Below are 12,688 nucleotides of genomic sequence, written 5' to 3'. Positions count from 1 at the left end.
TTTAATCTGAATATTGTTTTACATCAGCAAGTTACAGGCAGATCAATCCATAAATAAATAAAAGTATGAAAAGGTACACCGAACAATCCATTCAATCAGAGTTGAAAAAATTGAAAGACTGGCAGTATATTAATAATGGAATTGAGAAAAAGTATATGTTCCTGGATTTTACTCAAGCCTTAGGTTTTATAGTTCAAGTAGGAATAAAAGCGGAGAAAAAAAATCATCATCCGGAATTATGCAACGTGTATAATAAAGTAACCATTCGACTGACTACTCATGATGCAGATGGTGTAACGGATAAGGATCTTGATTTGGCAAAAGCCATCGAAGAGCTTTAGGGAATGTAGTTTTATTGTTGTTGTTGTTGTTGTTGTTGTTGTTGTTGAATTTTGAGGTAAATTACTACTCCTATATTTGTGAAATATCCATCCAAAATATACTGCCAGTCAGGTGTTTTGTAATTTATTTTGTCCTGATGAAGCTAAATTTAATTAGAATTGTTCTAAGAAAAAGGAAGTTCAATCATTGACAGAGTATTTATAGAACGCACTCTAAAAAATATTTTGCTGTAAGAGATATCTCTATTTAAAATTATAAAACATGTATTTCATCGGTTTTATTTGCTGATTAACTAGAAACCATCTATTTTAGGAATGTAAAAGACTAAATTTAAAGGGATGAAAAGTGTAACTACTCTGTTTTTAATCATTTTTTTTTCATGTTCAATGTTGGCCGATGTATCTGATCAGGAGAAAGATGCCTTAGTAAAACTGTACCAGTCCACTAGTGGAAGTCAGTGGCATGTCAAGTGGGATTTATCATCACCTGTTACCACTTGGTATGGCATAAAAGTACAAGACGAAAAAGTGATTGCAGTACATCTAGCTGATAATAATTTAGTGGGTGAAATTCCAGCTGAAATTGTTAATCTCGTAGGTCTTCAAGAGTTGGATTTACACAAGAACCAAATATCAGGTTCGATTCCTTTTTTTATTGGAAAATTAAAAGAAATGAAAGTATTGAACCTTTCTTTTAATAAGTTGTCAGGAACAATTCCTTCCTCTATTTGTGAAATGAGTAATTTGAAAGACTTAGAGTTGTATATGAATGCGCTTTCAGGGGAATTGCCCATGCAAATAGGATCCTTGAAACAGTTAGAAATACTATCATTATTTAACAACGAAATTATAGGGGAAATTCCAAATTCTTTATATGATTTAAAAACGTTAAAAATATTGCTCTTAAATAGTAATAAACTTTCGGGAGTATTAAGTAGTGAAGTGGTAAACATGACAGCACTTGAAAATCTTAGTTTATTTGACAACAAAATGAACGGTCAAGTGCCAATAGAATTAGAAAAATTAGAAAATCTTAAAGAAATGAATATTTCATACAATAGATTTAATGGAGTAGTGTCTAAAGATTTAGCAGTTTTAGATGTGTTAAATATGACAATGTTGAATGACAAAGGCGTTGCAGTGCTATTAGAAGTTACGACCAATAGAAACTCAGCTATTGTTTCGGAGGATTAATTTTAAATAAAATAACCGCTTAGTATCTTTTAATAAATTGAATTTAGTTGATTTTGGATAGGTTGATTTTAGTAAACGTAGTTGGTAAAAAACCTGTGTGACTTATCACGCAGGTTTTTTTTAGTTTTAAAATGCTTTACGGATTCGTGTATTAGTTGTCTGTTTTGATCTATTCCTTTTAAATATTTGGGAAGTTTTTTGGATCTCTATTGTTTGAATTTCTTAGTTGTTTTTGGTTATTCTAATGAAAAAACAAATCGGTCAACACCTTTCTTGATGTTTCCATTTCAAAATGAGTTCTCCATTAGTTAGCTTAGACTTATTTCTTTAGTGGATAGGTTTCTTACTCCATGAGGTTCTGTTTTGAAGTTCAAAAAGTAGCATTCCAAAAAATAAATTAAAAACTAAAAAAAGCATATTCTTAAGACAAAAGCCAGTCTGTATTTTCAAATGACCTTTTTTAATTTTCCCCGTGTGTCTTTATCTAACAATTACCTGGCGCTCTTTATCCAGTAATTGTTCCTCGCCTTGTTCTAGTGATTTAAATAAGGAGTTCTCTAAATGCAAATTGACATTTACTTCATACCATCGACCAAGGAATAAAATCTCTTTATAATAGAGCCTTTCGTGCAAGGTCTGATTGCTGTCAATAGAGGAACTTTCCTTGTAGGGCTTGCCATATTTGAGTTAATCTCAGTTTTTGTAGGGGTTGAGGAAGGTAGTAAAAATGAAAAAACCCATCAAAATATTGATGGGTTTCTCTTAGTAGCGGGAACTGGACTCGAACCAGTGACCTTCGGGTTATGAGCCCGACGAGCTGCCTACTGCTCTATCCCGCGATGTGCGTTTGTAATCTCAATACGATTAACTTAGTAGCGGGAACAGGACTCGAACCTGTGACCTTCGGGTTATGAGCCCGACGAGCTGCCTACTGCTCTATCCCGCGTTGTTTCGAGTGCAAATGTACAACCAAATTTAATAAATTCAAACATAAATTTTAAAAAATGTTTTATTTCGTCTATTGACTTGATATGTCTACCTTTGCACAATAAATTATATTAGAAATGTCACATAAAGCAGGTTTTGTAAACATCATAGGAAATCCAAATGTTGGGAAATCAACATTAATGAATGCCTTTGTTGGAGAACGATTGTCCATAATTACTTCAAAAGCACAAACAACACGCCATAGAATTCTTGGAATTGTAAACGGGGAAGATTTTCAATTGATCTTGTCAGATACGCCAGGAATTATAAAGCCTGCCTATGAAATGCAGGCATCTATGATGAATTTTGTGAAGTCTGCTTTTGAAGATGCTGATATCTTGATTTATATGGTCGAAATTGGAGAGCAGGATTTGAAAGATGAAGCTTTCTTTAATAAAATTATTCACGCCACAATCCCGGTTCTGCTTTTATTGAATAAAATTGATACTTCAAACCAAGTACAGCTAGAAGAGCAAGTTGCTTTTTGGGCAGCGAAAGTTCCAAACGCAGAAATTTTTCCAATATCTGCTTTGCAGAATTTTAATGTACCGGAAGTTTTTGGACGTATCATTGAGTTATTACCGGAATCACCGGCGTATTACCCGAAAGATCAATTGACAGACAAACCAGAACGTTTCTTTGTGAATGAAACCATCCGGGAGAAAATATTATTGAATTATAGTAAAGAAATTCCATACGCCGTAGAAATTGTTACCGAAGAGTTTTTTGAGGATGAAAACATCATCAGAATCCGTTCTTTGATTATGGTGGAGCGCGAAACTCAAAAAGGAATCATCATCGGACATAAAGGAGCTGCTTTGAAGAAAGTAGGAATGGAAGCTCGTGCCGACTTGGAGAAGTTTTTCGGAAAACAAATCCATATTGAATTGTACGTAAAAGTCAACAAAAACTGGCGTAGCAACGTTAATATGTTGAAACGATTTGGGTATAATCAATAAGTTCAGTGTTCAGTTTATTAGCGCTCAGCTCTAAAAACTTTCCGATAAATAATATTAGAATTCGAAATGCCCTAGCCCAGATGGGAACGGCATCCTTTTATGTTTTTCTTTAAAACATAAAAGATAGAGTGGACAGCTGGAAATAGCTCCTAAAAAGGCATTGAAATTTAGTTTGAAGGCGTGCAGTTAGTGTGCTTTTTTGCTGAATACTCAAAACTGGTCACTACAAACTAAAAAAAGCATACCTTTGCAAAATATTTGAAAATAGGATTATGAATAACATTGTTGCGATAGTAGGAAGACCTAATGTAGGGAAATCAACCCTTTTCAATAGGCTGATACAAAGAAGAGAAGCTATTGTAGATTCTGTTTCGGGAGTGACCCGTGACAGAAACTACGGAAAAAGCGAATGGAACGGAAAAGAGTTTTCTGTAATTGATACCGGCGGATACGTGCGTGGTTCTGATGATGTTTTTGAAGGAGAAATCCGTAAACAAGTCGAACTTGCAATAGATGAGGCTGATGTTATCATTTTTGTGGTAGATGTAGAGGAAGGAATTACTCCAATGGATGATGCCGTTGCACGATTGTTGCGTAAGGTGACAAAACCAGTTTTACTGGCTGTAAACAAGGTAGATAATTCCATGCGTGAGAAAGATGCGATTGAGTTTTACAACCTTGGTTTAGGAGAATATTATACATTTGCCAGTATTTCAGGAAGTGGAACTGGTGATTTATTAGATGCATTAATTGATGCTTTTCCTATAAAACCAGAGCCAACTCAGGAAGAAGTTGTATTGCCTCGTTTTGCAGTGGTTGGACGTCCTAATGCTGGAAAATCAAGCTTTATAAATGCTTTAATTGGTAAAGACAGGTATATTGTTACAGATATTGCGGGAACAACTCGGGATGCAATTGATACAAAATTTGACCGTTTTGGTTTCGAATTTAACTTAGTGGATACTGCGGGTATTCGTCGTAAAGCGAAAGTGAAGGAAGATTTAGAGTTTTACTCAGTAATGCGTTCGGTTCGTGCGATTGAGCATGCGGATATTTGCATTTTGATTATTGATGCCACGCGTGGATTTGAAGGTCAGGATCAAAGTATATTCTGGTTGGCTGAGAAAAACCGTAAAGGAGTTGTAATATTAGTAAACAAATGGGATTTAGTCGAAAAAGAAACGATGTCAACTCGGGATTATGAAGCTAAAATCAGAGAAGAATTGATGCCATTTACGGATGTGCCTATTCTTTTTGTTTCGGCTTTGACCAAACAGCGTTTGTTAAAAGCATTAGAAGCAACCGTCAAAGTATTTGAAAACAGAAAACAGCATATTGCAACTTCAAAATTCAACGAATTTATGTTGAAAGTGATTGAAGCCTACCCGCCACCGGCAACAAAAGGGAAGTATGTAAAAATTAAATACTGCATGCAGTTGCCAACACCTACACCACAATTTGTATTTTTTGCTAATATGCCACAATATGTAAAAGAACCATACAAACGTTATCTGGAGAATAAAATTAGAGAAAACTGGGACTTTTCAGGCGTTCCAATCGATATTTATATCAGAGAAAAATAAAAAAAATCCCGATTTTATCGGGATTTTTTTTGCATAAAATGGATTTGAGCAATTAACGTTTTTCTTCTTCAAAAGTTTCCGTAGGATGGTCACTGTACCAATATTTGAATGTTTTTATAGTTTTAATCGTCAGCTAGAACGGTGTAAACCATAAATAGGATTGCAATGTCGGATCATTAAAATTGGCAAAGGAATAGTGGTTTGACATAAACCGGCAAATACAAAAACGTAAATGGTGGTAAACCACACGAGTTTAATTGCGAAATTTTTCATGGCTATATCTTTTAATTAAAGACACATCTTAAATTCTAAATATTTAGTTAATATACTTATAATCAGTACTTAAAATATGATTATTTAGTATTTTTGTAAAAATATATACGTACTAATAGTTCTTTCGGTTCTTTTTTTGGAGTCTTATTTTATGCAATATACTGAATCGGATAATATTTCTATTGAAATAATCAATTCCGTTGGATCGCTGCTGAAAACTGTTTAAATAGCCCAATTCTAAAGCAATATTCGGATTAAAACCATATTGCAGAGCGATGTAAATTCGGTTTTGGTCAAACGTATTTTTGATGATTTTTTTTCCAAAATTAACCATTACTTCATCAGATAATATTGCTTTGACAAAGTGTTTTTCTTTTTTCCAAAAGGTATAATCCCCTTGAAGTCTATATCTGAACCTCCATGAAAACGAGGTTCCCGGCGATAAAGCAGTCTTGCTAGCGTTATGAATAAAACGTTCTTCTAATTGAAAACGTTGATGGAAAGTTACTTTACCTATGATTTTTTTCCATGTAATGTCCTGTTGCCCTCTATATTCCGGGATTTCAAAATCAAAATTAATTTCAGGAACCTGCGTGTCAACAGAGAAATAAGCAAAACCGACTCCAGTTTCCAGATGATCATTAATTTTATAACGTCCTTGAACACGAATAACATATAAATTTTCAGCAATAGGCTTTACAAAAAGACGATTGTCAAATTCGGAATGCAGAGACCACTTCTCGTTTAACGATAATTGGTTGTAATAGCGTGTCCAAAGAATACTTTGATGATCCACTATTTTGCTGCTTTGTCCTTGGCAGCCCAGTGACACAAATAAAAACAAGATAATTCTAATGGTTTTCACTAAATTTTATTTCAATTAAGGCAAATTTAAACAAAGTCTAGTATTTCTATAGGAGATATTTTATTTTATTTTATGAAATATTTTAAAACTGGTATGCATTCAAAATAAGGTACTAACAATCTGGTTATAATTAAGTGCGTTAATGTTTTTGTAAGTAATTCATCAATACTTTTTTACTTCGTTATAGTGCAGGTAAAACTTATGAAAACTTGGGTGTAGAACCAGTGGTTTTATGTCATTTGTACTCATTGAGGCCAAGTATATAGCTGTTTAACACTGTTGCATTAGATGTGGATAGCATTTTGTAGTCTTCAAAACAGTATAAATCAGTTTGTTTTTAAAAGAAATAAAACGGATAGGTAAGTTTAGCCTTTAGTTTTAATCGCTAGAATTTTGAATAGCCTAAAATTGCCTTTTATAAACGTGTACAAATATGTTTTTGGCATTGCTGAAAAATATTTTTTTCTTTTATTTTAGTGTAATAAATTGCTATTTACCTGATTTTTTACGTTTAAATATAAATTATTAGTTTTTTATTTCAAATTATAAGCTAAAATTTATTAAATCAAATTTCATAATTTACATTCGTTTTAGATTTGAATTAAGTAATTAAAAATCTGCTAATTATGAGAAACCTTTACTCTGTTTTTTTGTTTTGTTATTTTTTAACACTGAGCACCATAGGTCATGGTCAAGATAAAAAAGATATTATAAAAAACTATCTGCTTGTGAATTTTGCAAGTTTAAATTTATCTGCTACAGATGCCAATCAATTTACCATAACCAGTTATGGGACGCTTAAAAACCCGGATTATTTAATTGCGTATCTGCAACAAGAGGTAGGAGGGGTTAAAATTGCAAATACAGCAGCCACAGTGCTTTTAAAAAACAATGTGGTTACTAGTTTTAAGCATACTTTTGTGAAAAATATATACGGAAACATCAGTAGTAGCAATGCTAGTTTGACCGCAGCTCAGTCCGCACGAAAGGCGATCAGTGAGTTAGGATTGAGCAATACTGCCGGAGTTAGTGTAGTGAATTATGCTACTAAATCAGATCTTAAGCCTTCGGAGCTAGAGACAAGCAATTTTGAAGCTCCATTAAATTATTTTAAGAATTCTACCGGTACTTTCGTATTGTCCTATGAGATTATTGTTAAAGATCCAGCCTCGCATTGGTGGCAAACAAAGATCAATGCTTCTAATGGGACACTTTTAGAGAAATCCGATTTAATGATCAGTTGTAATTTTGATATACCTGTTGTAACTGATGAGAAACCTGTGAATCAAAGGAGTCACAAGAATCACAGCCATAGCTATGAAAAAGACAATCTTTTTTTTAATTTTAAAAAAGATAGTAAAAATGTTATTGTACTCGATTCGAAATCTAATGTAGCACTTTCTGCTACGGATGGATCTAAATACAATGCTTTTCCTTTGGGTGTTGAGACTCCCAATCATGGCAGCAGGACTATGATTAATAATCCAGCACGTATCGGTACACAAAAAGCAGGAAGTGCTGTCCCTTCACCGGAAGGCTGGCATGAATTTGGTGGAAAAATAGAATCCAAGACGGTTGGTAATAACGTCCAGTCCTATGAAGATGGGGGCAAGATTAACGGGCCAGCGACCGAAGATTCTTTTGCTGCGCCCAGCAGTATAGGTACGCTGAGTTTTGACTACCCTTTAGATTTAGGCAAGGCTCCGATAGCCTATCAAAAAGCTGCAATTGTCAATTTATTTGTTTGGAACAACTACATGCATGATGTTTCCTATGCCTATGGTTTTGACGAAACGAATGGGAATTTTCAGGAGGGTGATTACGATCGTTTTGCTGGACCTACCAGCGCAACCATTAATGATTGGGATGGAGATGAAGTACAGGCTGAAGCTCAGGACGGTAGTGGGCTTAATAATGCTAATTTTGGTACTTTGATTGATGGATTTGAGCCAACAATGCAAATGTTTTTATGGGGCGCATCTCCTTTTGGGGAGTTTCTTGATGTCATTCCTCCAAGTGCAACTGAACTTCGGAAATCATATGCATCCGTGCGCTTTCCATTTGTAGCTATTCCTAGAGAAGGGGATCCTTCTATTGACAGCAGATTAGTTCTTGTAGAAGATGACGGGACTCCATGGGTTTCAACTAACTCCACTCCCCCCGGTACACCAGCGCAGAGTCCTGATCCTAGGGATGGATGTACAGCTTATACAGCTGCTGGTGCGGTTGCAGTTAAAGGTAAAATTGCTGTTATCATCCGTGGTAATTGTCCATTTGTTGATAAAATTACAATAGCGCAGGACAATGGTGCTATTGGTGTCATAATCATTAACAACGCTCCAAACGCTGGTCCAGTAAATGGAGGCGGTGTACCATACAAAACGATTACAATCCCCACAGTAGGTTTATCTTTTGAGGACGGAAAGATATTACTAGACAAAATGGCAACAGAACCTGTTTTCGGTCGGTTAGTTGACAGAGGTCCTCTTGCTAATTTGATCAATAGAGATGGTGATTTGGATCAAGGAATAATTGCTCATGAATATGGGCATGGAATATCAACACGGTTAGTTGGAGGTCGAAATCGTTTTGATTGTTTATTGAGTCAAGCTTATGAAGAGCAAATGGGAGAAGGTTGGTCTGACTTTTTTGGACTTATAATGACCCAAAAAATAAACGATACCCCCGAACAAAAAAGAGGGATTGGAACCTATGTACAGTTTCAGGGTATCGAAGGGCCTGGTATACGTCCTTCTCCATATTCTACTGATATGTCAATCAATGATTATACTTATGCTGATATTGCGAATCCTGCAATAAGCGTACCTCATGGTGTAGGATTTGTTTGGTCAACTATGATTTGGGATATGTATTGGGCTTTTATCGGTAAGTATGGTTTTGATCCGGATATTTATTATGGTACAGGTGGAAATAATATGGCTATCCAATTAGTAATGGATGGTTTAAAATTAATTACATGTGGTAATGTTGGATTTGTAGAGGGAAGAAATTCAATTATACAGGCTGATGCTGTGCTCTATGGTGGTGCAAATGAATGCTTGATACGTGCGGTATTTGCCCGACGAGGGGTTGGGGCTTTAGCGCAACAAGGAACCTCAGAAAGAAGGAATGATCAGGTGGAAGATTTTACTGTTAACGTTCCTTTAATAGGGGTTTGTGGTAATTTAACCCTTTTGGACAACACAGAAATTTTATTCAGCATTTATCCTAATCCAATGAGTTCTGAGCTGTTTATCAGATCAAATAAAAATGCGGGGAAGGCTGTAGTCTCTATATTTGATATGAACGGAAGACAATTAATAGAGTCTAAAATGGACTTAGGTTTCCAATCTAGGGTAGACACGGGTAATCTGGTTCAAGGGGTTTATATTGTCACTATAAAATTAGAAGATGGTACAAGCTACAGTCAGAAGTTAATTAAAAAATAAGAACCTTCAATGGTTTTTTCAATGAGCCTATGTATATTGAACTGCCCTCAAAAAGTTAGTCGCTTTTTTGGGGCAGTTTTTTTGTATAACAAATGCCGCACAAAAAAAAACAGAGTATATGCTGCTTTAGAGGACAAAATAGTTCAACATTAAAGGTTTAAAAATGTAAAATAATTAATACGGTTCGTTTTATTTGCATATCTAGCACAATCAAAACTCAGTTTTACTGGTGCTGTTGTGCTTGTTTATATTTAGTGCTACTATAACGAATAACGAAGTGTAATACTATACGTTCTTTGATCGCCTAATACCCCTGCATATTGTCCTGAATTTCCACCCGCCGGTAATAGTTGTTCGTAGTACTCTTTGTCTAAAAGGTTACGTCCCCAGAATTGTACCGACAAACCATCTGTTGCCCGGAAACCTACACGAGCATTAAATAAGGCATAACCCTGAACGACTAAATATTTTGAAGCTGATGGACTAGAAGAGAATTCAGAACGGGCATAAGAATCGATTCCAAAGAATATTTTTCCTGTATTTCCAAAAAATTTGGCATTATCTGAAAGTTCACCTCCTAAAGATCCTGCCCATTTTGAAGCACCAGGTAAAGCAGTTCCGGAAACATCTTTAAAGGATACTGCTGCTCCTGTTTGTTCTAACGGAAGGGGTGCATTTATAAATTTGTCATATTTACCGTCTGTATAGGTCGCTGCTCCATTGATGGTTAAATGTTTGTTGATTACAAAACTGGCGTCTAATTCTACCCCTTTTACCTCTACTTTATCTGCATTGGCAAGATAGCCACGGTTTATACCTAATTCAGCGGCCTGTACATTGGTTTGAAAATCTTTGATATCGGTATTAAAGAAGGTAAAATTGAATATTGAGTTTTTAAACGGTGCTGTTTTTACTCCAATTTCATAATGATTTACTTCTTCCGGTTTAATTACTGCAAGTTCAAGAATTGGTTGCCCGGCAAGAGTAGGTAATCCAGCTACGTTTACTCCAACGGGTTTGTAGCTTTTTGCAAAAGTCGCATACACATTAATCTTGTCAGTTGCTTTAAAAGAAACGGTTATATTTCCAGAAAAATTAATATTATTAGTATTAGATAAAAAAGACTGATCCGTATAAACTAATTTTTTCAAGGCAATTAAGGCTGGATCATTCGTTTGAAGTCCTCCATATGTTGTACGGTTGTAAGTAGCGTCTTTTTTGTCAAAATTATAACGTAAACCTGGTAATACATGTAAACGTTCTGTTATTACCCAGTCTAACTGACTAAATACTGCCGCACTGGAAGCTCTAATGCGGGCATCGGTTTTGATCCCATATCCTTCAAATAGGCCAGGTGTCTTCCATAAATTACTGGTAGTACTTTGCGCAAATCGCCATTGTGCATTACCGGATTCTTCTGTACCATCTGTTTGTGATGTTTGGTCAATAAAAAATAAACCTACTACACCGCTTAATTTTGAGGTAAGCTGACCTGCATAGCGTACTTCTTGTGTTATTTGTGTCTGTCTGGTTGGGTTTTGCGATTTGGCTAATACTTGTAATCCTGTAAAATCCCTATCGTTTGATGGATCCCAAATCCAAAAACGCCAAGCTGTTGTTGCCGTTAGTGTACCGTTGCCAATTTTTGTATCTACATTAAGAGATATTCCTCCCATATCTTGTCCTGAACGCCATGGCGTATCGTGATCAATTTCACGGTCAAACGCGTTTAAACTTGGCAATTGATAATTCAAATCAGCAATAATAGCATCAAATTGACGGTAAGCCGCTCTTTCTGTTGGTGCGACACCCGCAACTACCTGAGCATATCCATCTGGACGTTGTATTGTGATATCTGCAGCTAATATGATATTTGTTCTTTCAAAAGGAGTATAAAGTAATTGTCCTCTAATTCCTTGATTGTTTAATGTGTTTGTAGGTTTTTCAGTAACAACATTATGGATTAAACCGTCACGTTGCGTTCCTGAAAATGAGATTCGACCGGCGATTTTTGAACTCAAAGCTCCAGTAACCGAAGCTTTAGCTTGCAAAAAGTTGTAATTTCCGTAGGTTACTTCAAAGGTAGCATCTGATATAAAACTTGGTTTACGTGTAGTAATGTTAAAGGCACCCGAAGTGGTGTTTTTACCAAACAAAGATCCTTGTGGACCACGCAATACCTCAATTTGTTCGACATCGATAAAATCTAAAGTGGTTGCAGCTGGACGTGCATAATAAACGCCATCAACGTAGAAACCAACACCCGGATCGATTCCGTCATTTGTAAGTCCAAAAGGAGAACCTAGGCTTCGAATATTAATTCCCGTATTCCTGGGGTTTGATGAATACAATTGAACGGATGGGACAAGTTCTTTTATGCGATTAACGTTAAAAGCTCCAGATTGTTCTGCCTGTTTTCCCGTTATTACGGAGATTGCAATTGGCACATCTTGTACTTTCTCTATCCGGCGTCTTGAAGAAACGACCACCTCGACCAATACATTTTCTTCAGTAAGATTTATTTGTAATGTAGATATCGGTAAGGAAGTAATTTCTATTTCTGCGGTTTTATATCCCACATATTGAACTAAAAGAGTTAAAGGGAATTTTCCTTTAGAGTCAATCGTAAATTTTCCGCTAGAATCTGTAATTGTGTTAGAAGTTGTTTCTTTTAGTACAATATTTGCGGCTTCTAATGGTATGTTTAGGTTTGTTGTAATTACACCTTCAATGTTTTGCGCAAATGATATTGAGAACGTTAAAACGGATAGTATTACAAGGGTATTATTTATATAATTTTTCATTTAAAGTAAGTATATGTAATTAGTAGAATTTAATTTAAATTTTTTTTACTAACACATACACATCATTTGAGAGCTCTTTTTTGTAATTATAATTAGTTGATTTTTGCGGGATTTTCTATTCAAAAAAGCAAACTTACTTCGGTACGTTTTCATACTTTTAAATTTGTATTGTTAATGATATATTAAATTCGAGGCAAATATATAGTTAATTCTATAAAATTAGTAGAGTTTAA

Annotated in this window: 8 protein-coding genes and 2 tRNA genes; 5 read left to right on the top strand and 5 right to left on the bottom strand. The window is 35.2% G+C overall.

What is annotated here, in order from left to right; translation table 11 throughout:
• Positions 1 to 65 precede the first annotated feature (65 nt).
• Together EKM01_RS10655 and EKM01_RS10650 are read left to right on the top strand one after the other, a co-directional pair.
• The gene (locus EKM01_RS10655; RefSeq protein WP_126556108.1) at positions 66 to 341 is read left to right on the top strand and encodes a 4a-hydroxytetrahydrobiopterin dehydratase; all 276 of its coding nucleotides are present in this window, start codon (positions 66 to 68) and stop codon (positions 339 to 341) included.
• 339 nt (positions 342 to 680) lie between these two features.
• Positions 681 to 1,535, top strand: coding sequence for a leucine-rich repeat domain-containing protein (locus EKM01_RS10650; RefSeq protein ID WP_126461956.1), 855 nt, complete (start codon positions 681 to 683; stop codon positions 1,533 to 1,535).
• A gap of 766 nt (positions 1,536 to 2,301) precedes the next feature.
• Here EKM01_RS10650 and EKM01_RS10645 read toward each other — a convergent pair.
• Positions 2,302 to 2,374: transfer RNA gene (locus EKM01_RS10645), tRNA-Met, on the bottom strand.
• Positions 2,375 to 2,408: 34 nt separating this feature from the next.
• Positions 2,409 to 2,481, bottom strand: a tRNA-Met gene (locus EKM01_RS10640).
• Between the two features lie 118 nt (positions 2,482 to 2,599).
• On the opposite strand from EKM01_RS10640, the gene era reads away from it, so the two are divergent.
• A complete protein-coding gene (gene era, locus EKM01_RS10635) occupies positions 2,600 to 3,481 on the top strand; it encodes a GTPase Era (RefSeq protein ID WP_126452863.1) in 882 nt (293 codons plus the stop codon).
• Positions 3,482 to 3,753: 272 nt separating this feature from the next.
• A complete protein-coding gene (gene der, locus EKM01_RS10630; protein WP_126461959.1) occupies positions 3,754 to 5,064 on the top strand; it encodes a ribosome biogenesis GTPase Der in 1,311 nt (436 codons plus the stop codon).
• Positions 5,065 to 5,193: 129 nt separating this feature from the next.
• Here der and EKM01_RS10625 read toward each other — a convergent pair whose 3' ends face one another.
• Both EKM01_RS10625 and EKM01_RS10620 read right to left on the bottom strand, forming a co-directional pair.
• Positions 5,194 to 5,337, bottom strand: coding sequence for a hypothetical protein (locus tag EKM01_RS10625; protein WP_231507373.1), 144 nt, complete (start codon positions 5,335 to 5,337; stop codon positions 5,194 to 5,196).
• A gap of 112 nt (positions 5,338 to 5,449) precedes the next feature.
• The gene (locus EKM01_RS10620) at positions 5,450 to 6,202 is read right to left on the bottom strand and encodes a DUF2490 domain-containing protein (RefSeq protein WP_126461962.1); all 753 of its coding nucleotides are present in this window, start codon (positions 6,200 to 6,202) and stop codon (positions 5,450 to 5,452) included.
• Between the two features lie 626 nt (positions 6,203 to 6,828).
• Between EKM01_RS10620 and EKM01_RS10615 the strand changes: the two genes are divergently transcribed.
• On the top strand, positions 6,829 to 9,651 hold the full coding sequence (locus EKM01_RS10615) for a T9SS-dependent M36 family metallopeptidase (protein ID WP_126768277.1): 2,823 nt from the start codon (positions 6,829 to 6,831) through the stop codon (positions 9,649 to 9,651).
• 260 nt (positions 9,652 to 9,911) lie between these two features.
• Here the strand turns inward: EKM01_RS10615 and EKM01_RS10610 are convergent, their stop codons facing one another.
• Positions 9,912 to 12,455 carry a TonB-dependent receptor gene (locus EKM01_RS10610; protein WP_126768275.1) on the bottom strand — a complete coding sequence of 848 codons (2,544 nt, stop codon included), beginning with the start codon at positions 12,453 to 12,455 and terminating at the stop codon, positions 9,912 to 9,914.
• Positions 12,456 to 12,688 lie beyond the last annotated feature (233 nt).

The sequence above is a fragment of the Flavobacterium sp. RSP46 genome, from assembly GCF_003984825.1.
Classification (GTDB): domain Bacteria; phylum Bacteroidota; class Bacteroidia; order Flavobacteriales; family Flavobacteriaceae; genus Flavobacterium.
The sequence above is the reverse complement of the archived record's forward strand: the minus strand, read 5'-3'. Positions and strand labels throughout refer to the sequence as shown.

Coding starts and splice junctions, on each gene's coding strand:
- EKM01_RS10655 (WP_126556108.1), top strand. CDS start 66: ATGAAAAGGTACACCGAACAATCCATTCAATCAGAGTTGAAAAAATTG.
- EKM01_RS10650 (WP_126461956.1), top strand. CDS start 681: ATGAAAAGTGTAACTACTCTGTTTTTAATCATTTTTTTTTCATGTTCA.
- era (WP_126452863.1), top strand. CDS start 2,600: ATGTCACATAAAGCAGGTTTTGTAAACATCATAGGAAATCCAAATGTT.
- der (WP_126461959.1), top strand. CDS start 3,754: ATGAATAACATTGTTGCGATAGTAGGAAGACCTAATGTAGGGAAATCA.
- EKM01_RS10625 (WP_231507373.1), bottom strand. CDS start 5,337: ATGAAAAATTTCGCAATTAAACTCGTGTGGTTTACCACCATTTACGTT.
- EKM01_RS10615 (WP_126768277.1), top strand. CDS start 6,829: ATGAGAAACCTTTACTCTGTTTTTTTGTTTTGTTATTTTTTAACACTG.
- EKM01_RS10610 (WP_126768275.1), bottom strand. CDS start 12,455: ATGAAAAATTATATAAATAATACCCTTGTAATACTATCCGTTTTAACG.